This window comes from Pseudonocardia sp. CA-107938 (assembly GCF_050936315.1).
In the GTDB taxonomy this organism is placed as follows: Bacteria; Actinomycetota; Actinomycetes; order Mycobacteriales; family Pseudonocardiaceae; genus Pseudonocardia.
The window spans coordinates 5,941,234-5,967,004 of the sequence record NZ_JBNJNA010000001.1 but is presented as its reverse complement, the minus strand read 5'-3'; the positions used below and the strand labels follow the sequence as shown (position 1 = coordinate 5,967,004).

The following is a 25,771-nucleotide window of genomic DNA, read 5'->3' as shown; positions in this document are numbered from 1 at the left end:
GCTGGGGCTACACCAGGTCGTGCAGTGCGCCCCGGAGGAGCTGCAGAGCCGCCGGGGGGTTGTCCCAGAACACCATGTGCCCGGCGTCCGGGATCGCCACCAGCGTGGCGGCCGGGTTGGCCTTCGCCGCTTCCTCCGCGCCGTCCGTCGTGACGACGGGGGAGTCGGCTCCGTAGAGGAGGGTCGTGGGCGCGGGAACGGCCGGCCAGGTGGCGAAGAAGTCCTCGCTCTCGAAACCCTCGTGGGTGGCCGTGATGGCGTCGGCGTCGCAGCTGGAGAGCCAGCGCGCCCGCAGCTCCTGCTCGCGCTGCGGCCAGCGCGGCCACGCCTGCGCGACCTCGTCGGCGTCCGTGCCGCGCTGCGCCTGCGCCAGCTGGTCGAGGAACGCGCGCAGCGGCGTCGGGTAGGGCCCGCGGCCCGGCCCGCTCATCGGCGGATCGACGAGGACGGTGCCGCGCAGGCGCCGCCGGGTCGCCGTGGCCGCCGCGATGCGGGCGCCCATCGAGTGCCCCAGCAGCAACGGGTCGGGGAGGTCGTCGAGCACGGCGAGCGCGTCGTCGGCGTAGTCGTCGAGGGTGTACGACGGGCCGGAGTCGGACAGTCCGCGCCCGCGCACGTCGACGACGACCGGCCGGACGAGGTCGCGCAGCTCGCGCGCGACGAAGTCCATGGTGATCGCCGGGCTCGTGATCCCCGGCAGCACCACCAGCGGCACCCCGTCGCCGCCGTAGTCGAGCACGTGCAGGCGCAGGTCACCGCTGCGCACCCAGCGCGAGGAGGCCGGCACGTCGGCGAGATCGGCCAGTGCGTCCTGCCGGACCGTCCGCGTCACTTGGCACCCGCCACGTACGCCAGCGCGTCGTCGAGGGTGATGACGTCGCCGTACTTGGCCTCGATGTCGAACAGCGCGGCCGCCGCCGGGCCTTCGGCGCGGTCGCCGACGCACTCGCGCGGCACCAGCACCGGGTAGCCGCTCTGCACGGCGTCGACGACCGTCGCGCGGACGCATCCGCTGGTCGTGGCGCCGCAGACGATGACGGTGTCCGCGCCCGCCGCGGCGAGCATCGCCGCGAGCCCGGTGTCGAAGAACGCCGACGCGCCCTTCTTCGTGATCACGTGATCGGTGCTCGCGACCGGGAGCCGCTCGTCGATCTCGACGGCCGGCGAGCCCGCCACCAGCGCGCGGAGCCCGGGCGCCTTGTCCAGCCAGACCACGGTGTGCAGCTCGGCCGGCGAGTAGGCGATCGTCGTCCAGATGACCGGCACTCCGGTCGGTCGGGCGGCGTCGACCAGCCGCGACGTGGCGGCGATCGGGCCGGACAGGTCGGCGCCGGTCGGGCAGTGGGGGTCGGTGAAGCCGTTGGTGAGGTCGACGACCACGATGGCCGGCCGCTCCCCGCGCCGCACGGCGGCGCCGAAGCCGGCCCGCTCGTACGTCGCGTCGGTGGCGTCTCCGTGGAGGGTCATGGCGTGCTCCCGTCGAGGAGGTCCTGGAGCGCGGCCCGCCGCCTGGTCGCGCAGTCGTCGATCGCCTCGACGATGGTCTGGTAGCCGGTGCACCGGCACAGGTTCGCCGCCACCACCTCGCGGATCTCCTCCTTCGTCGCGTCCGGTTCCTCGGCGAGGTAGCCCTCGGCGAGCATGAGCATCCCCGGCGTGCAGAACCCGCACTGCAGGCCGTGGTGCTCGACGAAGCACTGCTGCAGGTCGTTGAGCGTTCCGTCGGCCTCGGCCAGGGACTCGACGGTGCGGATCTCGGCGTGCTCGCACTGCACGGCGAACACCAGGCACGCGCGGGCAGGCTGCCCGTCGACGAGGACGGTGCAGGCTCCGCAGATGCCGTGCTCGCAGCCGACGTGCGTGCCGGTGAGGCCGAGGTCGTGGCGCAGCACGTCGACGAGTGTGCGGCGGGGTTCGATCACGAGGTCGTGGCGCACGCCGTTCACGCGCAGCTCGATGAGCTGGATCATCGCGCCTCCAGGGCTGATTCGAGGGCCCGGTAGATGGCCTCACGCGGGATCGGGGTGTCGTCCAGCTCGACGCCGGTGGTCCGCAGCGCATCGTTCACCGCGTTCAGGACGGCCGCGGGGGCACCGATCGTGCCGCCCTCGCCGGCCCCCTTCGCACCGTTCGCGGTGAACGCGCACGGGGTCTCCAGGTGCTCGATGCGCACGTCCGGGATCTCCGCGGCCGTGGGCACCTTGTACTCCATGAAGCTGGGCGCGAGCGGCTGCCCGGCGTCGTCGTAGCGGACCTCCTCGAACAGCGCTCCCGCGATGCCCTGCGCGATGCCGCCGCGAGCCTGCCCCTCGACGATCTTCGGGTTGATCGCCACCCCGCAGTCCTCGACGCAGACGTAGCGCAGGATCTGCACGCCGCCGGTGCCCGGGTCGAGCTCGACGACGACGCCGTGCGTGGCGTTGGAGAACGTGCCGTCGCCGCCGACGTCGAAGCTCGCCGTGGCCGTCAGGCCGGGGCCTACGCCCTTCGGCAGCAGGTGCGCCTTCAGGTAGGCGACGTCGGCGATCTCGGCGAACGAGAGCCGCCGGTCGCCGGCGCGCACGCCGCCGCCGTCCAGCTCCGTCGATTCGACGTCGACCTCCAGCAGGTGCGCCGCGATCTCCCGCAGCTGCGTGCCGAGCTGCTCCGCCGACGCCGCCACCGCGCTGCCGCCGATCGTGATCGACCGCGACGCGAACGAGCCCCAGCCGTAGAGGATCCGGTCGGTGTCGCCCTGCACGACCTTGACCTGGTCGTAGCCGATGCCGAGCCGGTCGGCCACGAGCTGCGCCATCGTCGTCTCGTGGCCCTGACCGTGGGAGAGGGTGCCGCTGGTGACGGAGACGGTGCCGTCGAGGTCCATGCGGATCTCCGACACGTCGAAGCCGGGCACCACGGCCATCTTGCGCTGCGCGAACGCGCCGGAGCCGTAGCCGGTGCGCTCGGAGAAGCAGGCGAACCCGATCCCGACGGTCGCGTCGGCGTCCCGGCGGTCGAACCAACCCTCGTCGCGGAGGACCTGCTCGCACAAGTCGAGCGATTCGCGGTAGGAGCCGGGGTCGTAGGTGATGCCGTTGACGCCGCGGTACGGGAAGTCGGTGATCACGTTGCGGCGCCGCAGCTCGACGGCGTCCATGCCGAGCGCGCGGGCGGCCTTCTCCATGACCCGTTCCATCACCATCACGTACTGCGGCCGGCTCACCCCGCGGTACGGGGCGGTCGGTGCCTTGTTCGTCGTGACCGCGCGGCCGCGCACGCGGTAGGAAGGGACGCGGTAGACGCCCGGCATCTCCGCCGACGCCATCAGCGGCTCGATCCCCGCCGTGAACGGGTAGCAGGAGTAGGCGCCCATGTCGCAGACGACGTCGGCGTCCAGGGCCTGGATCGTGCCGCCGGCGTCGAAGGCGGCACGGACGGTGTAGTGCTGCTCGCGGGCCAGGAACGACGCGGTGAGCGCGTCGTGGCGGTCCTCGATCCACTTCACCGGGGTGCGCAGGCGCAGGGCCACGGCCGCCGCGGCGATCTCCTCACGCCCCACCACGCACTTCTGGCCGAAGCCGCCGCCCATGTCCGGCACGATCACCCGGACCTGCTTCTCCAGCAGGCCGACGCTCCGCGCCAGCACCGTGCGCACCTGGTGCGGCACCTGCGTGCAGGTGTGCACGCGCAGCTGCTCGTCGCGGTCGTCCCACTCGGCCACCGCGCCGCGCGTCTCCAGCGGGAGCGCGTTCTGCCGGCCGGTGCGGGTGCGCACCTCGACGACCGTGTGTGCCGCGTCGAACACCGCGTCGATGCCCTCCGTGGCGAAGAGCGACACGTCGACGAGCGTGTTGCGCGGCGCTTCCTCGTGGACGAGCGCGGCGCCGTCGGCGAGCGCCGCGGTGTCGCTGACCACCGGCGGCAGCGGCGCGTACTCGACGGCCGCGGCCTCCAGCCCGTCCTCGGCGGCGTAGGGGTCGCGGGCGACGACGATCGCGACCGGCTCGCCGACGAACCGCACCTTGTCCCGCGCCAGCACCGGCATCGCGGTGGGCACGAACTCGTGGGCAGGGCGGTCCAGCAACGCGACGATGTCGTGCAGGTCCAGGTCGGCGGCGGCGTACGCGGCGACGACGCCCGGTGTCGTGCGCACCCCGTCGAGGTCGACGGAGAGGATCCGCGCGTGCGCCTCCGTGCTGCGCACGAACGCCGCGTGCAGCATCCCGGGGAGCCGGATGTCGTCGACGAACCGGCCGCGCCCCGTGAGCAGGCGTGGATCCTCGCGGCGGGGCACGGACGCCCCGACCCAGGCGCCGTCCCGGCGCAGGTGCGGCCCGCTCACGACCCCTCCCCGATCGACGTCACACACGGTTGGGCCCCTTCACACACGTCCGGACGTGTGTGAACGGGCCCAGCGGTGTGTGACGTCGCCTGGGCCACCGCGCGCTGCACCATGGTCCGGGCCAGGCCGCGGCGGTAGTGGGCGCTGATCCCGGGCTCGTCGCGCAGGTCCAGGCCGGCCGCGATCTCGTCGGCGTCCACGCTCTCCACCAGCAGCGGGACGGGGGCGACGCCGCCGAGCACCGTCCGCCCGCGGTCGACGTCGACGGCGGCGGCGACGAGAGCGAAGTCGCCGCGCCGGTCGGCGTACTCGGTGAGCGCGGCGCGGGGGAGCGGCCACGGGAACGCGATCTCGACGATCAGCTCGTCCGGCTCCAGCGCGGTCCAGAAGGGGCCGAGGAAGAACTCGCCGGCGGCGATCTCGCGCGTGCCCGACGGGCCGAGGACGCGGACGCGCGCGTCGAGCAGGGTGGCGAGCAGGCACCACTCGGCGGTGGCGTCGGCGTGCGCGATGCTGCCGCCGACGGTGCCGCGGGTGCGGATGGGCAGGTGCCCCACCCAGCGCATCGCGTCCGACAGCACGCCCAGCCCCGCCTTCTCGACGGTCCGGTGCGTGGTGAGCGCGCCGAGACGCAGTCCGGCGCCGTCGTGCGCGATGCCGGCGAGGTCGTCGATGCCCGTGATGTCGACGAGGTGGCCGGGGCGGGCGAGCCGGAAGTTCATCATCGCGACGAGGCTCTGCCCGCCGGCGATGATCTTGGGTTCCTCGTCGGCGAGCTCGGCGAGGAGCGCCACCGCGCCCGCCCGGGAGCGGGCGCGGTGGTAGTCGAACGCGGCGGGCTTCACGAGCGGACGGGCTCCACCGCAGCAGGGTCCACCGGCTCGACGATCCGGTCCAGCTCGCGCCCACGGGTCTCCGGCGCCGCCACCGCCATGTACGCGACGGCGCCGAGCACGATCACCGTCATCAGGATGAAGGTGAGCGGCAGGCCGAGGAGCGGCCAGAGCACCGTGCCGAAGATCAGCGGCACGAACCCGGTGACGGCCCGGCTCATCGACGACGCCCACCCGAAGCCGCTCGCCCGCAGCTCGGTGGGGTAGAGCTCGGAAACGTAGGCGTACATCACCGGGATCACGACGAGCGCGAAGAACCCGAACACCGCGATCAGCGTGATGGCAGCCGGGGGCGACCCGATGACCAGCGAGAACACCACGAGCGACAGCGCGGCGAGCGGTCCCGCCACCCCGATGATCCACTTGCGGCCGACCACCTCGACGAGCAGCACCGACGTGAGGACGCCGAGGATGCCGACCGCGTTCATGACGGTCGTCGAGGCGAAGGCGGCCACCTCGCCCATGCCCTGCGCCCGCAGGATCGACGGCATCCACGACAGCGCGGCGTAGTAGACGACCATGACCGACACGAACAGCGACCACGCCACCCCGGTGATGACGGGGTTGAACGCCCACACCCGCCGGAGCTGGTCGAGCGCGACGGTGATCCCACGGACCCGCGGTCCGGCCGCCGGCGGCGCCGGGATCGCGTACGGCTCCGGCGCAGCTCCGGTGCGCGCCACCAGGTCGTCGATGACGACGCGGGCCTCGGCCTCGCGACCGGTGCGCGCCAGGTAGAGCGGCGACTCGGGCACGCCGCGGCGCACCCAGAACAGCAGCAGCGCCGGCAACACCATCAGCGCGAGCATCCACCGCCAGTTCCCGGTGACGGGCACGAGGAACGTCGCCGTCACGCCGGCCAGGGTGGCGCCGATCGGCCACCAGCCGTCCATCGCGGCGAGGACGCGACCGCGCTGCTTGCGGGGGGAGAACTCGCTGACGATCGCGTAGTCCACCGGGATGCAGCCGCCCAGGCCGATGCCGGCCAGGAACCGCAGCACCAGGAACACCTCCCAGCTCGGCGAGAGCGCGCCCAGCACGGAGAAGATCGCGAAGATCGCCAGGGTGATCGAGAAGGCCTTCTTGCGGCCCATCCGGTCCGCGATCGTGCCCCACGCGATCGCCCCGACCGCCATGCCGACGAGGTTGGCGGTGGCCACCAGGCCCTTCTGGCCGGTGGACAGCCCGAACTCGGTGCCCAGCAGGGGAGTGAGGAAGCCGTTGAGGGCGACGTCCCAGGCATCGAACATGTAGCCGAGACCGCCGATGACGAAGATGCGGCCCTGGACGCCCCACTTCCACGGGAGGTCCTGGACGATCTGGTCGCCAGTACGCATGGGTGCTCCTGTGCGGGTCAACGTGCGAACGGATAGGAGTGGGACTCGAGGTCCGGATCGTTCAACGGCGTGCCGCCCCAGAGCCAGTCGTAGGACACGTCGGACTCGCCGCGGAAGTCCTGCAGGTGCGCGTCGCGCTCGCGCTGCTCGGGGCCGTCCGGCAGGTGGTAGAAGCGCATGTTCTGCAGGGACGCGTCCTGCACCATGCCGGCGTGCGTGGCCCGGCGGGAGACGTAGCGGATCAGCGCCCCGTCGATCCCGTCCCGCGTCACCGCGCCCAGCTCCTCGGCCAGCACCGCGGCATCCTCCATGGCCTGGGACGCTCCTTGCGCCTGGTAGGGCAGCATCGCGTGGCAGGCGTCGCCGAGCAGCGCGACCCGCCCGTCCACCCATACCGGGTCGCGGCGGCGGCGGAACAGCGCCCACTTCGACGCATCACCCTCGGCCTTGATCAGCATCGAGGCCACCCGGTCGTCCCAGCCGGGGAAGGCGTCGACGAGCTCGTCGGCGGTGGCGGGCAGCGTCCAGGCGTCGGTGGTGTCGAGGGTGTTGGGCACCACCGCCACCACGTTAAGGAACTCACCGCTGCGCACGAAGTAGTGCACGAGGTGGCGGTCGGGGCCGTACCAGATCGTGGAGTGGAAGCGGTCGCCGAGGAACCGGGTCGCGGGGTCGGCGGCGATCTTGTCGCCGGGGATGAGTGCGCGGTAGCACATCTCCCCGGAGAAGACGAGGGTGTCGGCGAAGCCGCAGGCGTCGCGCACCCGGGAGCGGATGCCGTCGGCGCCGACGAGCACGTCGCCGGCGAAGCGCCGCCCGTCGGCGGTGACGGCGACGGGGTGCTCGGGGTCGGTCCGGTCGACGTCGACGACGCCGGACGCCGTGTGCACCTCGGTGACGGGGCCCGGCCCGTCCGGGTCGAGGCACGCGTCGAGCAGCATGCGGTGCAGGTCGGCGCGGTGGTAGTGCCAGTACGGCGCCCCGTACTCGCGGACCACCCGCTCGCCCAGCGGCAGCGACGCGATGATGCTGCCGTCGGACCATCGGCGGCGGACCTGGTCGGTGGGCACCGTGGCGATGGCCGCCATCTGCCTGCGCAGGCCCAGTCCGAACAGGATCCGGCTGGCGTTGGGTGCGGTCTGGATGCCGGCGCCGACCTCGCCGAGCTGGTCGGCCGCCTCCAGCACGACGGTGCGGAGCCCCCGCCGACGCAGCGCGAGCGCGGTGGTGAGACCGCCGAGCCCGCCGCCGGCGATGGTGATCGTGAACGTCTGGCTGGCCACGCTGTCCTCCCGCGTCCGATCCGCCCGTCGAGATAATCCGAACACTGACTATCTCTGGAGCGCAAGTGGTAGCGGGATCTGTAACGCGTCAGAAACGGGGGGACGCTCAGTCTTCGACGAGGCCTTCCCAGTGCTCGGCGATGGTGTTCAGCCGGGTGAGGAGCTCGTGCTGGGCGTCGCCGTCGATGCCCTTCATGAGCAGCACGTCGAGTTCGCGCGCGCGCCGGTACGCGGAGCGCAACGTCGCCGTGCCGTCGTCGGTGAGCCGCAGCAGGCGCTTGCGCCCGTCCTCCGGCGGGACCTCGCGGGTGATCAGGCCGCGTTCCTCCAGCCGGCGCACGATGCTCGCCATCGTCGAGCGGTCCAGCGCGACGGCGCGGGCCAACGAGCCCTGCTCGACGCCGGGGTAGACGTCGACGGCGGTCAACACCGCGAACTGCGGCCCGGTGAGCACCGGGTCGACGTGGCGCACCCACGCCGCGGTGTACGCGGCGTGCAGCCGGCGCGCCACGTAGCCCGGAGCGGCCAGCAGCGCCTCCGGGGCCGGGAGCTGCTCCGGGCCGGTCTGCGTGTGCGCGTCCCCCACGGAGCCATTCGACCACAACCGCCGGACGTGCGGGTCCCGGCCGGCGTAGCGCCCCTGCCTCCGGCGCGTCCGATACGGTCGGTGGTCTTCCGATCACGGACGGCCGCAACGCACCATGGATCGGGGACCGCTCGGCGCACCTGGGGGAGCGCCCGCCGGAACACCCGATCGAGTCCGCGTGTCCGCGCCGCACTGCTCGTTCCGGTCGACACGCTGCGCAGTGGAAGAGGCCATCCAGGCGCACGGAGTGTGACGAATGCAAGTGCTGCGGCGGATCGCGATCGGTACGGGAGCCGCGGCCGCGTTGCTGCTCGCCGGCCTCGGCGCGCCCGTCCCGCCGTCGGCTGCTGCCGGGACCGACGCGGCGGCCGCGCTGGTGGCACCGGCCGCTGCCGTCGTGCACCCGCGGCTCAGGGCGACGGCCACCCCGACCCCAGCTCCGACCCCGACGCCTCCGCCCGCGCAGCCGGCTCGTCTGGCGCGCGAGGCGCTCGCCCAGCTGCCGGTGAAGGGTCGCGCACCGAAGACCGGCTACGAACGCACCCAGTTCGGCGCCGCCTGGACCGACATCGACCACAACGGCTGCGACCAGCGCAACGACATCCTGCGCCGCGACCTGGTGGGCGTCGTGGCCGTACGCGGCACCCACGACTGCGTCGTCCGCTCGGGCATCCTGTACGACCGCTACACCGGCCGGACGATCACCTTCGAACGTGGTCCCAACTCGGCCGACGTGCAGATCGACCACGTCGTCGCGCTGAGCGACGCATGGCAGAAGGGCGCGCAGCAGCTCGACCCGCTGCAACGGACGTCGCTCGCCAACGACCCGCTCAACCTCGTCGCCACCGACGGTCCCACCAACCAGAGCAAGGGCGACTCCGACGCGGCGAGCTGGCTGCCGCCGAACAAGTCCGCCCGCTGCGCGTACGTGGCCCGTCAGATCGCGGTGAAGCAGCGCTACCACCTGTGGGTCACGGCGGCCGAGCGGTACGCCATGGATCAGGTGCTCGCCTCGTGCCCGGCGGAGCCGCTCCCCGTGAGCTGAGGCCGGGGTCGGGGTTTCGTCGATCAAGGGCAAACCGTCGCGAATCGATCGTGAACTGCGACAGTTTGCCCTTGATCACCGCCACCGCAGCCGGCCCGGCCCGTGCTCACCCCAGCCGCGCCGGCACCCCGGTGTGGTCGGCCACCAGCGCCCGAACCGTCTCCAGCGAGCAGGACTTGTTGGTGCCGATGAACCCGGTCGGCCCGCGCTTGATCCAGCCGGCGACGTAGGTGCGCGGCACGATCGCGCCGGTCGCGGGGTCGACGACCCGCCCACCCTTGTTGGGCACCACACCGGCCGCGTCGTCGAACGGCAGGTCGGGCACCGGGCGGCCGTGGTAGCCGATGGAGGTGAGGACGAGGCCGGCGTCGAGCACCTCGACCTCGTCGGTGCCGGTGCGGCGGAACTCCATGCCCGTGGCCCGGCCGGCACCCGTCACGGCGTGCGGGGTGAGCCCGTAGCGGAACACGACGCGCCGTCCGTCGCCGGGCGCTCCGGCGTGCTCGGCGAGGATGCGCAGCTTCTGCGCGGCAGTGGGGTCCGTGGCGGTGTCCACCAGATCGGACTCGGGCACGCTCACCGCGCGTTCGGCCACCAGCCCGATCAGCTCGGGCAGGGTGAACGCGGAGAACTGCGGCCCGCGCCGGCCGACGACCACGACCTCCTCGACGGCACTCGCACGGAGCGCCGCGAGCGCGGTGGGGGAGATGTCGGTGCGAGCGAGCCGGTCCGGATCAGCGGTGAGGATGCGCGCGACGTCGAGGGCGACGTTGCCGTTGCCGACGATCACCACCCGCGGGTGGGACAGGTCGTAGCTGCGGCCGGCGCGCTCGGGGTGGCCGTTGTACCAGGCCACGAACTCGGTGGCGGTGCCCGTGCCGGGCAGCCCCATGCCGGGCACGTCGAGGCGGCGGTCGGAGGCGGCGCCGACGGCGTAGAGCACCGCGTCGTGGTCGGCGAGCAGCTGGTCGTGGGAGAGGTCGCGGCCGATCTCGACGCCCAGGTGCAGGGTCAGCCCGCGCTCCCGGGTGATCACGTCGAACAGTGCGGCCACCGCGCGGGTGCGCTCGTGGTCGGGCGCGACTCCCCAGCGGGCCAGGCCGTACGGGCGGTCGAGCCGCTCGTACACGTCGACCTGCGCGCCGGGCACGGTGAGCAGCTCGTCGGCGGCGTACATGGCCGCCGGCCCTGAGCCGACGACTGCGACGCGCAACGGCCCCACGCGCGGCCCGAGCTCCAGCGGCGGGGTGCGCGGTGCGAGCAGCGGCCGCGGCCGTTCGGTCCGGTAGAACTCGGCGTTGACGTCGAGGAAGTCCAGCTGGTCGACGGGCAGCCGGGTGTGCGGCACGATCGCCCCGACCGGGCACGCGGTGATGCACGCTCCGCAGTCGACGCAGGTCGCCGGGTCGATGTAGAGCATCTCCGAGGTCGCGAAGTCGGGCTCGTCGGGCGTCGGGTGGATGCAGTTCACCGGGCAGGCGAACACGCACGACCCGTCGCTGCAGCACGACTGCGTGATGACGTGGGGCACGGGTGTGGTCCTGGTCAGGCGGCCGTGCGGGCCTTGCGGTGCTCCTCGCCGCGGTACCGGGACGGGCGCCCGTCGATGCCGCAGAGCTTCCACAGCACGTTGGAGATCGGGTTGCGCAGCCCCAGCTCCTCGGCGAGCATCCGCACGTCGCCGAAGTAGTCGGCGAGGATCTCCTGCGAGCGCGGGCTCGCGAAGAACGCCTCCTTCATGACGTGCGCGGGGATGCCGAACTTCTTGGCCATCACCGGCGGCGGCGTCACGATGGCGCCGCACAGCATCCGCATGATCAGCGGGTAGGCGATCGAGGTCACCAGCTTGCCGAAGGCCGACTGCTCGCGCACGTGCTCCCGCAGGAACTGGTGGGCGAAGGAGATGTGCCGCGCCTCCTCGGCGATGTGGATCTCCATGATGCGGCGCAGCACGGGCGGCATGTCCTCGCCGTCGCGCACCACGTTCTTCTGGTGGTGGTCGATCGGCTCTTCACCGGCGAGCACACCGATGAAGAACAGCTGCGGCACGACCGCGGCGAGCCCCCACAGCGGGGCGGTGAGCTTGTGGATGCGCCGCATCCCCGGGACGTCCGCGCCGGTGCGGTTCACCAGCTCCTGGAACATCTGGATGTGGTTGCACTCCTCGGTCATCTCGTGCATGCAGTACCGGAACTCCGGGGAGCCGTTCGGCAGCGTCATGACGTACTGCTGCATGCCGCGGATGAGCACGCTCTCGAACTCGAGGCCGACCTTGGCGCCGTTGGCCTGGCGCCAGAGCCCGATCGCGACCTTCTTCTCCAGCGGCTGCGCCTGGTACCAGGGGTGCGCGCCCAGCGGGTCGTGGGTGGGCGAGAGCACCCACCGCGGGTCGGTGGGGTCGATGCGGAAGTCGGGGGAGTCCCAGTCGATGTCGACGTACGGGTCGAAGTGCCGGTTCACCGAGCCCTCGGACAGGGTCTGCAGCAGCTGCCGGTACTCGTCCTTGGACAGGTCGGCGAGATCCGGCAGGTCCGGGACCGCGTACACGGCCGGCTGCGCGGTGCGCTGGGTCGACGGTGCCATCGTTGCCTCCTCGACGAGACATCCTGATTTACACTTCCAGGTGTTACCGTAAGTCCACGGTACGGAAGTCGCAACCGGAAGACCGCGATCGGAGGACGGACAGTGGGCGTCTCTGATGCTGGAGCGCAGATCCGCGACCGGATCCTCGACGCCGCCGCGGCCTGCATGGCCGCGGGCGGGTTCGCCGACTCCCGCCTGATCACGTCCATCGCGCGGATCGCCGGCCTCTCCCGGCCCACCCTCTACAAGCACGGCGGCTCGATCGACGAGATCAAGGCCGCGCTGCTGCGCCGTGAGACGGAACGGTTCTTCGAGGTGGTGCGTGCCAGCATCGCCGGCGCTCGCTGGACCACCGACGACGTCGTCGACGTGCTGGTCACGATCGTCGACCACGCCCGTCGCCACGAGCTGCTGCAGGCTGCGCTGCGCGACTCGCCCGAGATCGTGCTGCCGTGGTTCACCACGCGCGCCGACGTCGTCATCGCGATGGCGAAGGCGCACGTCGGGCCCGTGCTCACCGAGGCGATCGCGGCAGGGGAGATGCCCGCCGTCGACGTCGACGTGCTGGTCGACGTGCTCACGCGGGTGGTGCTGTCGCTGGTGTTCACCGCCGGCACGGTCGACGCCGACGATCCCGACGCGGTGCGCGGTTACCTGCGTGCCGTGGCCAGCATGTGGACGGGCGCGACGGCACCGAACCCGGCCTGAACCCCGCGACTCACCTGCGCGAAACCGTCCCGGCCCCGGCCCGCGTGAGGACGTGCTTCGCGAGCGCGTCCGCCGTCGCGAGGGCGATCAGGCCCATCAGCAGGTGGAGGACGCGAACCAGCCAGTGGAACGACCCCACCAGGATGTCGGCCTGCACCATGCCGAACGCCGGGAGCGCCAGCCCCCAGACGAGCGCGAACCCGGCCAGGCCGGCCCGGCCCCGTGCGACGAGCGCGAGCAACGCCAGTAGCCACAGGCCGATGACGATGAGCAGGCCGTTGCCGATGTGGATCGAGTAGAGGTTCGAGCCGATGCCGATCCAGATCGACAGGCCGAGCAGGATCTGCACGATCCCGGCGATGCGGACGATCCAGACGATGACGAGGGTTGCCGAGCGCATGGGAGCAGTCAATCCGGCCGTCGCCGCGATGCCCATGGCGCAGCGTCTCCGGGACATGGCCGTGCGTCGCAGGCCTGGTATCCGTGGGTGATGGAGCACTGGACGAGGGATCGGGTGGCAGCCGCCGAGCGGGGCGAGAACCCGACCGTCCTGGCCCGGACGAGAACCGGCTGGGCCGTCATCGGCGACACCCAGCACCTCCCCGGATACTGCCTGCTGCTGTACGCCGGACGCGCGAACCACCTGACCGACCTGCCGCGCACCGAGCGGGCCCAGTTCCTCCTCGACCTCTCGTTGCTCGGCGAGGCCGTGCAACTGGCGTGCGGCAAGCGCGACAGGGGACTTCGTCGACTGAACTACGAGGTGCTGGGCAACTCGTGGGAGCACCTGCACGGCCACGTCCACCCGCGCTACGACTGGGAACCGCCGCGACTCCTGCAGGGCCCGGTGTGGCACTACGGGGACGAGCGCACCGCGCCGGAGCACGCCCTCGGCCCCAGGCACGACAGCCTGCGGGAGGAGATCACTCAGGCGCTGGCGGGTGTGCTCGCCACCGCGTACGGCTGACGTGCGCCCCTAGGCTGGTGAGGTGCTGGGGGCCGCCCGGGTGCGTCGCGCGGCGGGGGTGCGGCGGGTCCACGGGGTGGTGCCCCACGGCTTGGCGATCGACGCCCAGGTCATGAACAGGAACGCCACGAGGTTGAGCGTCGCGCCGTAGGCCAGCGGGCCCGCCACCGTGCTCTCCGGGGCGCCGGCAGCCGTGGCCTCGATGCTCTCGATGACCCACACGCCGAGCCCGAAGGTGCTGTAGAGGATCACCGCGACCGTCAGCACCAGCTTGACCAGCACCCACCAGTACCGGGCCAGCCCCCACGGCGTCACGACGGAGAGCAGGACGCCGCTGGCCAGCGCTGCGAACGCGCCGGGGATGACGAGGAACTGGTCGATCCGGTCGATCATCAGGTAGCAGACGCGGCGGACGTCGGCACTGCCGGTGTAGCCGGCGGTCATCGCCAGCACCACGTTGGCCGCTCCGGCGCCCATCCAGCCCAGCGACACCACCACGTGCACGAACACCAGCACCTGTCGGGTCCGCTTCCCGACCATGCTCCGCGCCACAGCTCCGAGTCTGCCGGCTGCCCGGCCCCGGCGCGCGTCGAACGCGCAGTGCAAGGATCGGCCCAGGACGAGAGGGAGGCGACGAGTGGACGCAGGCGATCTTGGCCGACTGGTGCTGCGCAGCATCGTCGGCGGCACGATGATCGCGCACGGGGTGAAGCACGGGCGCTCGCTGGAGGGCACCGCGCGTTGGTTCGGCTCGATCGGGTTCCGGCGGCCTGCGCTGCAGGCAAGGGCGAGCGCGGTCGTCGAGATCGGCTCGGGAGCCGCGCTGGTCGCCGGCGCGGCCACCCCGCTGGCGGCGTCGGCGGTCGTGGGCACGCTCGCCGTCGCCGCCCGGTCGGTGCACGCACGCAACGGGTTCTTCATCACGGCCGAGGGCTACGAGTACGTGCTCAACCTCGCGACCGCAGCGGTGGCGGTATCGGCACTCGGCCCGGGCCGGGCCAGCCTGGACCGGGCGTTCGGCGTCGACGGCCGGCTCACCGCCGGCCAGCGCACCGCCCTCACCGCCGGCCTCGGGCTGATCGGTGCGGCAGCCCAGCTGGCCACGTTCTGGCGCCGCCCCCGCTGATCCGCCGAGCACGGCCTGGTTCGACGCGCGAACGGCACACCACGGTGGTTCTGGGCCTCGAGAACCGCGCTGGGGACCGGCTGGGCTTCTCCGCCCGCCGGGGGAGAGCGCGCTGAAACCGCGGCGAAACGGGCCGCTCCTAGCGTGGTGAGCACCGGCACGACGGGGAGGGCGGATGCGCGAGGACGGGATCACGGAGCGGCCCGGCGTGGGGCCGGCGGTGCTGACCGCCGCCGCGGAGGCGGCGCTCTGCACGATCGCGGACCGCGTCAGCACGTCCTCGGGAGGGCCCGGCGGGCCGGTGGCCGTCGTCCACGCCGGAACGGCGGCCGAGGTGGCTGCGACGGTGCGGCTCGCCCGGCGGGAACGGCTCGGCATCGCGGTGCTCGGTCCGGGCCGTCCCGCCGCCGGAGCGGGCCAGATCGCCGTGGACGTCAGCGCGCTGGACGCGGTGACCGTCCACCCCGCACTGGGCATCGCGGTCGTGCAGATCTCGGCGGAACCGTCGGCCGTGGAGGCGGCGGCCGCCGCGCACGATCTGCGACCGAGTGCCGACCTGCTCGCCGTCGAGATGGTCACGGCCGACGGGCATGTGGTCGCCGCGTCCCGGACGGCCGCGCCCGAGCTGATCTGGGCGATCGCCGCCGGGCACGCGGGTGCGGCGGGGTTCGGCATCGTCACCGCCCGCACCCTGCGGCTGCTGACCCGGCCGTGCACGGCGGCGCGGCCGGCCCCACCGGACCCGGTGCGGTGGATGCGGGTGCGGGCCGCATGGGATCCGGAGCTGGTGTTCGCCCAGCACGCCTGAACCGAGACGTCGGCCTCCCAGTTCTTACCGTCCGTTGGCTTTCGGCTGGCCGTCCGCTGGGGGAGCAGTCCCTAGCCTTCTCGCCGTGACGGACACCCCCGTGCGGCAGACGCGGTCGTCCGGACCGCGTGCCACCGCGTACCCGGCGCACCGGGTCCTGCTGGTCGTGCTCGCCGGCGCCGCCGGAGTGCTGACCGGGCTCGTCGTGGCGCTGTGGGTCCCGCTCGCGCAGTTCGACGAGATGGTCGTGCAGTCGCTGAACGCGCAGGTGGCGCCGCACGCCGAGCTCGTCACGCTGCTGGGCGCGGTCACCGACGTCGGCTCCGAGACCGCGGTGTGGGTGCTCACGGGCGTGGTCGTCGTGGCGGCACTGCTGCTGCGCCGCTACCGGGCTGCCGGGTACCTGGTGGCCTGCTGGCTGCTCGAGTTCGTCGTCGAGAACGGGCTCAAGCACGGGATCGGCCGGCCGCGTCCGGTGGTGCCCGTGGAACTCGTCCACGCCACGACGGGCAGCTACCCGTCCGGACACACGATGGGCATCACCGTCGCGTGCGTGTCGGTCACGGTGCTGCTGCTCGGGTCGGTGGACCGGCGCTGGTGGCGGTGGCTGCTCGTCGTCGGCAGCCTCGTCGTCATGGCCGTGGTGGCCGCCACCCGGGTGCTGCTCGCAGCGCACTACCCGTCGGACGTCGTGGGCGCGATGCTGCTGGGCACCGTACTGGCGTTGGCGCTCGTCCCGATCGCGGGCCGTCCGGACGAACTGCTCTCCCGGCCCCGCACGGCCGCCTCGACGTCAGACGGCTAGCAGGCACGCTGGGTCAGGTCGACCAGGAACGCCAGCGTCACGAGACCGGCGCTGACCAGGACCGGGCCGAGGACACCCGCGCCGAGTGCCGCGGCGGCGACGGCCGGGCCGGCGGCCGCTCCGACGTTGAGCGCGGCCGTGGCGTAGGAGCCGCCCATCGTCGGAGCGTCGTGTGCCTCGCGCAGCACGCGCGCGATCAGCGTCGCCCCGACGGCGAACGACAGCGCGCCCTGGACGAACACGAGCGGGAGCAGCGCCGCCGGCACGTGCGCGACCAGCGCGGTGCCGAGCCAGCCCGCCAGCAGCGTGGGGCCGCCGATCCCGAGGACGGCGCCGGCGTGCCCGTCGGCGAGCCGGCCCGCCGCCGCGACGCCGAGCGCGGAACCGGCGCCGAACAGCACCAGCGCGACGGGCACCCACAGCGCATCGAGCCCGGCGGTGCCCGTCACGATCGGTGCCAGGTAGGTGAACGTGGCGAACGTCGCGGCGTTGACCAGCGCACCCAGCATCATGACGAGCGGCAAACGCGGCCGGCGGAGCTGGGCCAGCTCGGCGCGCAGGGCGGGCCGCGGCCCGTTCGGGGCGGCGCCGGTCGGGAGGCCTGCCGCCAGCCCGACGGCAGCGACGACGCACAGCAGCGCGACGGCCCAGAAGGTCGACCGCCAGCCGAGCAGCGCACCGAGGACCGCGCCACCCGGCACACCCGCGACGGTGGCGACGGTCGTGCCGGCGAGCAGGACGGCCAGCGCACGGCCCTGCCGATCGGCCGGCACGAGCCGGATCGCGACGGAGAGGGCGACCGCCAGGAAGCCGGCGTTGGCGAGCGCGGCCGCCGCGCGGGTGCCGAGCAGCACGGTGTAGCTGGTGGTGAGCGCGCCGACGACGTGCGCGACGGCGAACGCCGCCACCAGCCCCACCAGGGTGGCCCGGGGCGGCCAGCGGCGGGCCCAGGCCGCGGTGAGCGGCGCTCCGACGACCATCCCGACGGCGAACGCCGAGGTCAGCAGCCCGGCCGAGGCAACGGGGACGTCGAGGGAGGCGGCGATGTCCGGCACGAGGCCGGCGAGCATGAACTCCGAGGTGCCCATCGCGAACACGACGAGGGCGAGCAGGTACAGGGGGAGAGGCAGGCGAGACGGCACGAGGTGCTCCGAGAACTCCGAGGTACGGGGCTTCTCGGCGCCGCGGACAACCCGGCTTGGTTCAGGGGTTCAACCGGGCTGACGGCGGCGCCGCCAGCCCGACCGTGTCCGCCTCGGGGCTCGACATGATCGACATCCTACGGGTTCTTCGTGGCCGCGATGACCGCGGTCAGCACCTCGCGCAGGTGGTCGAGCTCGGAGAGCGGCATGCCGAGCCGCTCCACGACGGCGGGCGGGATCCGTTCGGCCTGGTCGCGCAGGGCGCGTCCGGTGTCGGTGAGCTCGACGGCGAGGGTGCGCTCGTCACCGGCGACGCGCCTGCGCGTCACGTACCCGGCGGTCTCGAGGCGCTTGAGCAGCGGGGAGAGGGTGCCGGGGTCGAGGGCGAGCTCGCCGGAGAGATCGGTGAGCGAGCGCGGCGCGCGCTCCCACAGGGCGAGCATCACCAGGTACTGGGGATGGGTGAGGCCCATCGGCTCGAGCAGCGGGCGGTAGAGCGCGATGACGTTGCGCGCCGCGACCGCGAGCGCGAAGCACACCTGCCGGTCCAGCTTGAGCAGATCGACGGGTGACTCGGTCATGCCGGCAGTGTAGAATACTTTGTACGCCAAGTGTTGGGGTGAGAAATGACGACCGAGATCGTCCGGCCGGGTCCGTTGCGCTGGCTGCTGTACGCCTACGGGGCCGGTCTGCCGGCCCGCAACCGCGGCTGGGTCCTGCACGACGTGACGGCGCCGACGTGGCAGCTGCGCCACTTCGTGCGGGCCACCGCCCAGCTGGCGCCGATCGCGGTGCTGCTCTACCTGTTCGTCCCGGGCGAGCCGTGGGTGCGCGCGATGGCCGTCCTCGGCGGGCTGCTGATCGGCTACTTCTACTCGTTCGCGTACATGGAGTTCTCCGTCGAGCACCGCGCCGTGAAGGCCGGCTACCCGCGCGGCACGGTCACCGCCGCCCGTGCCGAGGGCGACGGCGCCGAGCAGCGGGCGGCCCAGGAGCGGTACGCGCAGCGCTGGCGTCAGCTCCAGCGGTAGCGGGTCTGGGACGACCGGTTGCTGGTCACGAAGGCGAACCCCTTCTCGGGCCGGACCCGGTAGAGCTGGGTCGTCCCGGCCCGGACGGCGTCGCCGAGGCCGTGCCAGGTCCCGTCCTCGCCGGTGAGGTGCCAGCCGTAGGCCTGCTCGAACGCGGTCGCCGCGGCGTCCCTCGTGGCCGGGTCGGTGACGAGCTCGGCGGTGCCTTCGATGACGACGTCGGTGCCGGTGAGCGTCTCGGTCCCGGCGGTGAGCACGCACCGCGGGTCGGCGCTGAGGTTCCTGGCCTTCTGCTCGTTCTCCCCGGTGGTGAACCAGATCGCGCCGAGCGCCCAGATCGCCAGCAGCGGTGTGACGTGGGGTCGGCCGTCGGGCCGGACCGTGCACAGGTGGAACTTCTGGGTGCCACGCAGGACCCACTCCGCCTCCTCCCAGGGCGTCGGGGTGGCGTCCGGGGCGGAGAAGGGGCCCAGGTTGGTCCGTGGCGCGGTGGTCATGTTCTGCTCCCGGTGTGGTCGGCGACGATCGCGGTGATCGACAGGACGGTGTCGAAGGTCGGGAGGAGCCGGGTCTTCGTCAGCGCGAAGGCGGTTCCGCGGGCGGGGTCGGCGTAGGCGTAGCTGCCGCCGCCGCCCGGCCAGCCGAACGCCCCGGAGTGCTCCTCGGCAGGAGCGCCGATCCGTCCGAGCGGGAAGCCGAGCGCCATCCGCGCCGGGGTGCCGAAGACCTGGTCGACACCCTCGAACGCGACGGCGGACAGCTCCGCCAGCCGCGTGGCGTCGACGAGCGTGCCCTGCAGCACGCCGTTGAACATCGCGGCGAGGCCGTGGGCCGTGGCGATGCCCACCGACGGGATGTCGGCCCGCAGGATGTCCTCGCTGGTGCCGAACTCCGCGCTCGGGCGGCTCTCCCACGGCGCGAGGATCGCGTTCCCGGGATCGGTCCACCCCGTCGGCTGCTCGAGTCGGCCCAGCAGCGGCAGCACGTCGGTGGGCGCGCCGAAGTGCAGCTGCCCTTCGATGCCGAGCGGAGTCGTGATCCACTCGGCCAGCAGCTCGCTCATGGTCCGGCCGGTGGCGCGGCGGGCGACCTCACCGACCAGGAAGCCGAACGTGTACGAGTGGTAGCCGACGGCGGTGCCCGGCGGCCAGCGCGGCTCGGCGGCGGCCAACGACTCGCACACCCTGGCCCGATCGGGGAGCTCGCGCGGGGTGATCTCGCGCGGCATGGCCGGGAGCCCGACGGTGTGGGTGAGCACGTGCCGCAGCGTCGCGGTGCCCTTGCCGTGCGCGCCGAACTCGGGCCACAGGTCGACGATCGGGGTGTCGTAGTCGAGGAAGCCACGCGCGACGAGGAGATGCGCGAGCACCGCCGCCACGTTCTTGCCGGTGGAGAAGCTGAAGATCGGGGTGTCGTGGTCGACGGTGCCCGCGGCGACGTCGACGGTGAGCACGCCGTCCTGGTACACGGCCACCTGCAGGCCGGCCTCCGCGCCGGTGTCGACAAGATCGTCGACACGGCGCTGGACCCGGTCGTGGAGCACACCTTGCGACATGCCTCCAGCGTGCGGACCCCACGTTGCTCGATCAACGGGCGATCCGTGGACGCAGCGATCAGCCCGGCTGATCGCTGGATGCAGGGATCGGCGCTTGATCGCCCGACCTGCGTGCGGCGACGGTGTCGGCATGCCGCATCGCCGCCCTTGCCTGATCGCTGATCCGCCGCCCCGGCCAGGTCGGACCTGGCTGACCGACGCCCTGCTGTTCGACGGCACCGGCGCCGCGCCGGTCCCTGGCTCGGCCGTGCTCGTGCAGGACGGCCGAGTGGCGCGCGTCGGCACGGTCGGTGACCCCGTGCCGGAGGGGGCCCAGGTGGTGGACCTCGGCGGGCGCGTGCTGCTGCCCGGCCTGATCGACGCCCACGCGCACGTCTACGCCGATCCGCCGGTGCCCGCCGAGGGCGCCGAGGTGCCCTTTCCCGGGGTGACCGCGCACCTGGTCGCCGCCCGGTTGCGGGAGCGGCTCGCCGCCGGGGTGACGACGCTGCGCGACGTCGGCTCCTACGGCGACGAGGTGCTGACCGCGCGGCAGGCGATGCGCCACGGCGCGTTCCGCGGGCCGCGCCTGCTGACCTGCGGACGGATCGTCTCGGCGACGGCTCCGGGCGGCCGGTGGTTCGACGGGATGTACCGCGAGGCCGACGGATGCGACGACATGCGCCGCGCCGTGCGGGAGCAGCTGCGCCGCGGCGCCGACTTCGTCAAGGTGATGTCGACCGGCGCGCGGTCGGTCGAGCTGGAGGCTCCGGAACCGGCCCAGCTGACCCGGCCCGAGATCGGTGCGCTGGTCGACGAGGCGCACCGGCTCGGCTACCGGGTCGCCGCGCACGCCGAGGGCCTGGCCGGCACCGAGCTGGCGGTGACACTCGGGGCCGACACCATCGAGCACGGCATGCACCTGTGGCGTCGGCCCGACCTGCTCGACGCCATGGCCGCGGCCGGTCAGACGCTCGTGCCCACGCTGTCGTGCTACTACGGGGTGGCCGGACTCGGCGACCGGGTCGGCGTCGACCCGGCCGAGGACGGGGCGGGCAGCGGCTGGGTCCGCCCGCTGGTCGAGCTCGCCCACCACAACCTCGACGAGGCCGGGCGCACGCTGCGGGCGGCGCACGCGGCCGGGGTGCCGATCGCGCTCGGGTTCGACTGGCAGCCCTTCGGTGACGTCGGGCTGGAGCTGGCCCGGATGGTGCACCACGGCCTGCCGCTGCTCGACGCGCTGGCCGCGGCCACCGGCGGGGCGGCCCGGGCGCTGGACCTGGCCGAGCACGTGGGCACCGTCGCCCCTGGGATGATCGCCGATCTGGTCGTGCTCGACGCGCGGACACTCGACGTCGACGCGCTGCGCGATCCCGCCCGCGTGTGGCAGGTCTACCAGGGCGGCGCGCTGGTCGCGGGTGCGTCGCTCGGCTGCCGGGCCGCGGCGACGAACGCGACGAACGCGTGCAGTGCCGGGTTCGGCCGGTCGGTCACCCATGCCAGCGCGGACCGCCTGCGCGACCCGTCCCGCAGCGGGACCAGCACGACTCCGGGATGACCGTAGTGATCCCCGACCGAGGCCGCCGTCGGGTGCACCACCTGGCCCCGCGCGACGAGGGAGAGCACCTCGGCCATCCGCCCTTCCCGCCCGTGCCGGGGGATCGGCCGCCCGGACGGGGTGAACCGCGGCGTCAGCTCCTCGATGGTCTCGGGGGGCAGCACGCCCTCGGCGTCGAGCACCGCGTGGTCGGCCAGGTCCTCCACGCTCGCCCACCCGCGTTCGGCGAGCGGATGGCCCCGCCGCACCGCGAGCACGGGCTCGGCGTCCAGCAGCACCGGACCCACGCTGATCCCGGGTTGGCGCAGGGGCAGCCAGTGCACGAGCGCGTCGAGCTCCCCGGTGCGCAGCCGTTCCAGCGCCTTGCCGGGGAACGCCTCCAGCACCTCGACCCGGCACGCCGGGAAGCGCTGCTCGAACCCCTCGACGAGCGCGTCGAACTCCGGGCCGCCGGCACCGAGGGAGAGCAGGCCGATGCGCAGCTCGCCACTCGGTCCGCGCGCCGCGTCGCGGGCCTCGGTCACGGCCCGCCGGATCTGCTCGACGCCGGGCCGCAGCCCGTCACGCAGCTGCGCCCCCAGCGCCGTGATCCGTACCCGGCGGCTGCTGCGCTCGAACAGGGCGCCGCCGACCTGGCTCTCCATCGCCTGGATGGACTGGCTGACTCGCGACTGCGACAGATGCAGCCGCTCTGCGGTGCGGCCGAAGTGCAGCTCCTCGGAGAGGGCGAGGAAGACCTCGATCTCCCGCAGCTCCACGCCGTCCCCTCCTCGACCTCCGCCCCATCATGGAGCACGGGTCAACAGCAGGGACTACTCGAACGGGCCGTTCTTGACCAGACCCGCCGGCGGGCCCTCCACCAGGTTCGGCGCGTCCGTCGGGAACTCTGTCTCGGTGCCGTCGGCGCCGGCCGGGCGGTTCGGCCCGTTGACGGCGTCCATGAACGAGGCGGTCAGCGTCCCGAGCGTCGCGACGCCGGCGTCGAGCCCCTGCAGCGGCGACTGGGTGTCCTCCTCGGCGGACGCCATCCCGGCGAGCACCACCGGGATGGCGACGGCGGCGGCGAGCGCCGCGGCGACGGCGTAGCTCCTGCGGATCCTCATGGGTCCCCGTCCTCACATGTTGGCCGCGCCGGCCTTGATGGCCGCACGCATCCGGTTGTAGGTGCCGCAACGGCAGATGTTGCGGATCTCCTCGATCGCGGCGTCGTCGACGGCGCGTCCTTCCTCGGTGCATTGGCGCACCTTCGCCACCGCGGCCATGATCTGGCCGGGCTGGCAGTAGCCGCACTGGGCCACGTCGTGGTCGATCCAGGCCTGCTGCATCGGGTGCAGGTTCTCCCCGTCGGCGAGGCCCTCGATGGTGGTGATCTCGTCGTCTTCTGCGATGTCGCACACCCGCACCGAGCACGGGTTGAACGCGCGGCCGTTGATGTGGCTGGTGCAGGCCTTGCAGACGTTGATCCCGCAGCCGTACTTCGGGCCGGTGAAGCCGAGGATGTCGCGGATCACCCAGAGCAGCCGCACGTCGTCGTCGACGTCGACGCTGACCTGCTGGCCGTTGAGGTGGAAGCGGTGTTCGGGCATGGCGCGCTCCAGTCGGATCAGCTCAGTACGTGTAGTCGAGGCCGTTGGTGGGTGCGGGCGGGATCGGCGGCACGAGCGGCTTCGGCTCGAAGGGGAACGGGTCCTTGTGGTTGATCGGGAAGTAGTCGGGGACCTTCCCGGTGGCGCGGGCGTACGCGCAGGCGATGGCGCCGCAGGCCGCCGCGACGCCGAACTCGCCGGCCCCGCCGGGCTCGTCGGTGGGCGAGTCGTCGATGATCACGATCTTCATGTCGTACGGCGTGTTCCACTGCCGCGTGTAGAAGTAGTTGTCCCAGCTGGCCTCGACGAAGTGCCCGTCGACGAGGTGCATGCTGGACGTCAGCGTCATCGCGATGGCGTCGTTGATGCCGCTCATCATCTGGGCCTCGAGCCCGCGCGGGTTGATCACGAGCCCGACGTCGACGACGTAGGTCACGCGGGTCACGCGCGGACCGGTGACGCCCTCGCGGATCGGCCGGTCGACCATGCCCGGCGTGCAGTCGATCTCCACGACGCACGCAGCGGCGCCCTTGTACTCGACGTGCATGCCGATGCCCTGGGCCGTCCCGGGGGCCATCGACTTCCCCCACTCGCCTTCCTTGGCGGCCCGGTCGAGGACGTTGCGCCAGCGGTCGTACTTGACCGTCTGGGCCCGGAACTCGTACGGGTCCTTGCCGAGCTTCGCCGCGATCCGGTCGATGACGAGCTCGCGCGCGGTGGCGGTGTCGGGCGAGTAGATGTTGCGCATCGCGCTCGTGTTGAAGCGCATGTCGACCTCGTTGAGGAACCGGGTCGAGACGCCGAGGTTGTACGGCGTCACCTGGCTCAGCTCGAAGATCAGCTCGGAGACGGTGAGGTTGCCGCCGGGCGCCTTCGCCGCGGCTGCGGTGATCGGTTCGGAGAACCCCGGGTTGATCTCGGTGGCGACGCTGGTGTGGCGCTGCTCGAACGAGAGCACGGAGTCCGCGCCGACCAGCGCCCGGATTCGCGACGTGGCGAGCGGATGCACCCTGCCTTGCCGGGCGTCGTCGGCGCGGCTCCACATCAGCTTGACCGGCTTGCCCATCTTCTGCGAGACGAGCGCAGCCTCCAGGGCCGCGTCGTAGAAGAGCTTGCGGCCGAACGAGCCGCCGCCCTGCATCACGTGGAAGGTGACGTCGCCGACGGACAGGCCGAGCTTCTTCGCGATGTCCGCCTGCGCGGCGATGGGGCTCTTCGACGGGCCCCAGATCTCGCACTTCCCGTCACGGACGTCGGCGATGGCGCAGTTGGTCTCCAGCGAGGAGTTGCTGCGGAAGTAGAACGTGAACGAGTGCTCGATCGTCTCGCCGACCCCGGCCGGCACGGCGAGCGGCAGCTCGGCCTTGCGGACCTTGGCCAGCACCGACTCGTCGTCCTCGCCGGGGACGGTGCCGTCCTTCCACTGCACCTCCATCGCGCGGACGGCCTCGATGCACTGGCCGAACGTCTGCGCGCGCACCGCGATGCCGGTGCCGACCTTCGCCACGTCCGTCACGCCGGGCATGGCCAGGATGGCCGCGGTGTTGTCGAGGCTCACCGGGATGCCGTTGAGCTGTGGCGCCCGGCAGATGATGGTGGGCAGGGCGTCGGGGATCCGCAGGTCGGTGGTGAACTTCTTGCGGCCGGTGACGATGTCGCGCGCGTCGGTCTTGGTGTGCGGCTTGCCGATGATCGTGAAGTCCTTGCGGTCCTTCAGCACCACGTCGACGACCTGGTCGACGGGGCTCGCGGCCGCCTCGGTCAGCTCGCCGAACGGGAGCGACCGGCCGTTCAGCCCGGTGATGAGGCCCTTGCGGGCCTGCAGCGTGGCCTTCTCCTGGCCGAGGATCGCGGACGCGGCCTCGAGCAGCCGGCCCGCGGCCAGCGCGGCTGCGACCCGGATCGGCGTGTAGGTGGAGAACGTGGAGCTGGAACCGCCGGTGAGCTGGTTGAACACCAGCTCGGGACGGGCGTCGGCGAGGGTGACCTCGACCTGGTCGACGTCGAGGCCCATCTCCTCCGCGATGATCATCTGCGTGGACGTGATGATGCCCTGCCCATTGTCCGAGCGCGGCAGCGCGAAGTGCACCGTGCCGTCCTTGCGGACCTCGACGCGGATGAGGTTCGCGGTGGGCCGGCAGGAGTCGCGGATCGCGTCCAGCAGGTCGTAGACCTCGGGGGTCTGCGGCGGCGACGGCAGCCCGAGTGCGGCGGCCGACGGCGAGCCGACCACAGCCTCCCGGGTCATCTCGGCCGCGACGACGAGCGTCGGGGCGGCCACGAGGTAGCCGAGGAAGCGGCGTCGGCCGACGTCCTGGCGCAGCATGGATCGGGCGTTCAGGGTGGCGGCCTCGGCGCGCAGTTCGGCGTTCAACGCGGCCGTGTCGCGGCGGCTGGCAGCGCGGTGAGCGGGCATCGTCGTCCTCTCGGCGTGGCCCGGCGCGGTGATCTCGTGGGG

The 25,771-nt window shown here is 72.8% G+C and carries 27 protein-coding genes and 1 pseudogene; 8 read left to right on the top strand and 20 right to left on the bottom strand.

Annotation, left to right across the window (positions count from 1 at the left end; translation table 11 throughout):
• Window positions 1-7 precede the first annotated feature (7 nt).
• The 8 genes from ACQEVB_RS29545 to ACQEVB_RS29510 all read right to left on the bottom strand — a co-directional run bounded on the left by ACQEVB_RS29545 (window position 8) and on the right by ACQEVB_RS29510 (window position 8,420).
• A complete protein-coding gene (locus tag ACQEVB_RS29545) occupies window positions 8-832 on the bottom strand; it encodes an alpha/beta fold hydrolase (protein ID WP_432978228.1) in 825 nt (274 codons plus the stop codon).
• The gene (locus ACQEVB_RS29540) at window positions 829-1,467 is read right to left on the bottom strand and encodes an isochorismatase family protein (protein ID WP_432978225.1); all 639 of its coding nucleotides are present in this window, start codon (window positions 1,465-1,467) and stop codon (window positions 829-831) included. The genes ACQEVB_RS29545 and ACQEVB_RS29540 overlap by 4 nt, the downstream gene beginning before the upstream one ends.
• Window positions 1,464-1,970 carry a (2Fe-2S)-binding protein gene (locus tag ACQEVB_RS29535; protein ID WP_432978222.1) on the bottom strand — a complete coding sequence of 169 codons (507 nt, stop codon included), beginning with the start codon at window positions 1,968-1,970 and terminating at the stop codon, window positions 1,464-1,466. Before ACQEVB_RS29535 ends, ACQEVB_RS29540 begins: the two co-directional genes overlap by 4 nt.
• Window positions 1,967-4,321, bottom strand: a complete 2,355-nt coding sequence (locus ACQEVB_RS29530) for a xanthine dehydrogenase family protein molybdopterin-binding subunit (protein ID WP_432978219.1) — start codon at window positions 4,319-4,321, stop codon at window positions 1,967-1,969. The genes ACQEVB_RS29535 and ACQEVB_RS29530 overlap by 4 nt, the downstream gene beginning before the upstream one ends.
• Entirely contained in the window at window positions 4,318-5,166 is an 849-nt protein-coding gene (locus tag ACQEVB_RS29525; protein WP_432978216.1) for an FAD binding domain-containing protein, read from the bottom strand. Before ACQEVB_RS29525 ends, ACQEVB_RS29530 begins: the two co-directional genes overlap by 4 nt.
• Window positions 5,163-6,551: an MFS transporter gene (locus ACQEVB_RS29520; protein WP_432978213.1), complete on the bottom strand. Its 1,389-nt coding sequence runs from the start codon at window positions 6,549-6,551 to the stop codon at window positions 5,163-5,165. The genes ACQEVB_RS29525 and ACQEVB_RS29520 overlap by 4 nt, the downstream gene beginning before the upstream one ends.
• Before the next feature lie 17 nt (window positions 6,552-6,568).
• Entirely contained in the window at window positions 6,569-7,834 is a 1,266-nt protein-coding gene (locus tag ACQEVB_RS29515; protein WP_432978210.1) for an FAD-dependent monooxygenase, read from the bottom strand.
• 106 nt (window positions 7,835-7,940) lie between these two features.
• Window positions 7,941-8,420, bottom strand: a complete 480-nt coding sequence (locus ACQEVB_RS29510; protein ID WP_432978207.1) for a MarR family winged helix-turn-helix transcriptional regulator — start codon at window positions 8,418-8,420, stop codon at window positions 7,941-7,943.
• Between the two features lie 256 nt (window positions 8,421-8,676).
• On the opposite strand from ACQEVB_RS29510, the gene ACQEVB_RS29505 reads away from it, so the two are divergent.
• Complete coding sequence (locus tag ACQEVB_RS29505; RefSeq protein WP_432978204.1) at window positions 8,677-9,465, top strand: HNH endonuclease family protein; 789 nt, start codon at window positions 8,677-8,679, stop codon at window positions 9,463-9,465.
• Window positions 9,466-9,571: 106 nt separating this feature from the next.
• Here ACQEVB_RS29505 and ACQEVB_RS29500 read toward each other — a convergent pair whose 3' ends face one another.
• Together ACQEVB_RS29500 and ACQEVB_RS29495 are read right to left on the bottom strand one after the other, a co-directional pair.
• Entirely contained in the window at window positions 9,572-10,996 is a 1,425-nt protein-coding gene (locus ACQEVB_RS29500; protein ID WP_432978201.1) for an FAD-dependent oxidoreductase, read from the bottom strand.
• 14 nt (window positions 10,997-11,010) lie between these two features.
• Window positions 11,011-12,048, bottom strand: a complete 1,038-nt coding sequence (locus ACQEVB_RS29495) for an AurF N-oxygenase family protein (protein WP_432978198.1) — start codon at window positions 12,046-12,048, stop codon at window positions 11,011-11,013.
• 102 nt (window positions 12,049-12,150) lie between these two features.
• Here ACQEVB_RS29495 and ACQEVB_RS29490 point away from each other — a divergent pair, with 102 nt between their 5' ends.
• Window positions 12,151-12,756 (top strand): TetR/AcrR family transcriptional regulator, encoded by a 606-nt coding sequence (locus tag ACQEVB_RS29490; RefSeq protein ID WP_432978195.1) that lies wholly within the window; start codon window positions 12,151-12,153, stop codon window positions 12,754-12,756.
• A gap of 10 nt (window positions 12,757-12,766) precedes the next feature.
• Here the strand turns inward: ACQEVB_RS29490 and ACQEVB_RS29485 are convergent, their stop codons facing one another.
• Window positions 12,767-13,156 carry a hypothetical protein gene (locus ACQEVB_RS29485; protein ID WP_432978192.1) on the bottom strand — a complete coding sequence of 130 codons (390 nt, stop codon included), beginning with the start codon at window positions 13,154-13,156 and terminating at the stop codon, window positions 12,767-12,769.
• A 90-nt stretch (window positions 13,157-13,246) separates the two neighbouring features.
• Between ACQEVB_RS29485 and ACQEVB_RS29480 the strand changes: the two genes are divergently transcribed.
• Complete coding sequence (locus ACQEVB_RS29480) at window positions 13,247-13,723, top strand: HIT family protein (protein ID WP_432978189.1); 477 nt, start codon at window positions 13,247-13,249, stop codon at window positions 13,721-13,723.
• Window positions 13,724-13,732: 9 nt separating this feature from the next.
• Here ACQEVB_RS29480 and ACQEVB_RS29475 read toward each other — a convergent pair whose 3' ends face one another.
• Window positions 13,733-14,275 carry a hypothetical protein gene (locus ACQEVB_RS29475; RefSeq protein WP_432978186.1) on the bottom strand — a complete coding sequence of 181 codons (543 nt, stop codon included), beginning with the start codon at window positions 14,273-14,275 and terminating at the stop codon, window positions 13,733-13,735.
• 85 nt (window positions 14,276-14,360) lie between these two features.
• On the opposite strand from ACQEVB_RS29475, the gene ACQEVB_RS29470 reads away from it, so the two are divergent.
• The 3 genes from ACQEVB_RS29470 (at window position 14,361) to ACQEVB_RS29460 (ending at window position 16,462) form a co-directional block, all read left to right on the top strand.
• Window positions 14,361-14,849, top strand: a complete 489-nt coding sequence (locus ACQEVB_RS29470; protein WP_432978183.1) for a DoxX family protein — start codon at window positions 14,361-14,363, stop codon at window positions 14,847-14,849.
• 175 nt (window positions 14,850-15,024) lie between these two features.
• Window positions 15,025-15,657, top strand: a complete 633-nt coding sequence (locus ACQEVB_RS29465) for an FAD-binding protein (protein WP_432978180.1) — start codon at window positions 15,025-15,027, stop codon at window positions 15,655-15,657.
• Between the two features lie 85 nt (window positions 15,658-15,742).
• Window positions 15,743-16,462 carry a phosphatase PAP2 family protein gene (locus ACQEVB_RS29460; protein WP_432978177.1) on the top strand — a complete coding sequence of 240 codons (720 nt, stop codon included), beginning with the start codon at window positions 15,743-15,745 and terminating at the stop codon, window positions 16,460-16,462.
• On the opposite strand, the gene ACQEVB_RS29455 is transcribed toward ACQEVB_RS29460, so the two are convergent.
• Window positions 16,459-17,592 carry a Cmx/CmrA family chloramphenicol efflux MFS transporter gene (locus tag ACQEVB_RS29455; RefSeq protein WP_432980644.1) on the bottom strand — a complete coding sequence of 378 codons (1,134 nt, stop codon included), beginning with the start codon at window positions 17,590-17,592 and terminating at the stop codon, window positions 16,459-16,461. The genes ACQEVB_RS29460 and ACQEVB_RS29455 overlap by 4 nt on opposite strands.
• A gap of 149 nt (window positions 17,593-17,741) precedes the next feature.
• Window positions 17,742-18,185: a MarR family winged helix-turn-helix transcriptional regulator gene (locus ACQEVB_RS29450; protein ID WP_432978174.1), complete on the bottom strand. Its 444-nt coding sequence runs from the start codon at window positions 18,183-18,185 to the stop codon at window positions 17,742-17,744.
• A gap of 45 nt (window positions 18,186-18,230) precedes the next feature.
• Here ACQEVB_RS29450 and ACQEVB_RS29445 point away from each other — a divergent pair, with 45 nt between their 5' ends.
• Entirely contained in the window at window positions 18,231-18,635 is a 405-nt protein-coding gene (locus ACQEVB_RS29445) for a DUF5313 family protein (RefSeq protein WP_432978171.1), read from the top strand.
• On the opposite strand, the gene ACQEVB_RS29440 is transcribed toward ACQEVB_RS29445, so the two are convergent.
• Window positions 18,620-19,132, bottom strand: coding sequence for a pyridoxamine 5'-phosphate oxidase family protein (locus tag ACQEVB_RS29440; protein ID WP_432978168.1), 513 nt, complete (start codon window positions 19,130-19,132; stop codon window positions 18,620-18,622). The genes ACQEVB_RS29445 and ACQEVB_RS29440 overlap by 16 nt on opposite strands.
• The gene (locus tag ACQEVB_RS29435) at window positions 19,129-20,190 is read right to left on the bottom strand and encodes a serine hydrolase domain-containing protein (RefSeq protein WP_432978166.1); all 1,062 of its coding nucleotides are present in this window, start codon (window positions 20,188-20,190) and stop codon (window positions 19,129-19,131) included. The genes ACQEVB_RS29440 and ACQEVB_RS29435 overlap by 4 nt, the downstream gene beginning before the upstream one ends.
• On the opposite strand from ACQEVB_RS29435, the pseudogene ACQEVB_RS29430 reads away from it, so the two are divergent.
• Window positions 20,189-21,523 (top strand): annotated as a pseudogene (locus ACQEVB_RS29430) (amidohydrolase family protein); the annotation flags it as partial. The gene ACQEVB_RS29435 and the pseudogene ACQEVB_RS29430 overlap by 2 nt on opposite strands.
• Window positions 21,524-21,561: 38 nt before the next feature.
• Here the strand turns inward: ACQEVB_RS29430 and ACQEVB_RS29425 are convergent.
• From ACQEVB_RS29425 to ACQEVB_RS29410, 4 genes are read right to left on the bottom strand one after another with little or no spacing between them, the layout of a single operon-like run.
• Window positions 21,562-22,485, bottom strand: a complete 924-nt coding sequence (locus tag ACQEVB_RS29425) for a LysR family transcriptional regulator (protein WP_432978163.1) — start codon at window positions 22,483-22,485, stop codon at window positions 21,562-21,564.
• 54 nt (window positions 22,486-22,539) lie between these two features.
• Entirely contained in the window at window positions 22,540-22,830 is a 291-nt protein-coding gene (locus ACQEVB_RS29420; RefSeq protein ID WP_432978160.1) for a hypothetical protein, read from the bottom strand.
• A gap of 12 nt (window positions 22,831-22,842) precedes the next feature.
• Window positions 22,843-23,313 carry a (2Fe-2S)-binding protein gene (locus tag ACQEVB_RS29415; protein ID WP_432978157.1) on the bottom strand — a complete coding sequence of 157 codons (471 nt, stop codon included), beginning with the start codon at window positions 23,311-23,313 and terminating at the stop codon, window positions 22,843-22,845.
• Between the two features lie 22 nt (window positions 23,314-23,335).
• Window positions 23,336-25,639, bottom strand: a complete 2,304-nt coding sequence (locus ACQEVB_RS29410; RefSeq protein WP_432980641.1) for a molybdopterin cofactor-binding domain-containing protein — start codon at window positions 25,637-25,639, stop codon at window positions 23,336-23,338.
• Between the last annotated feature and the right edge of the window lie 132 nt (window positions 25,640-25,771).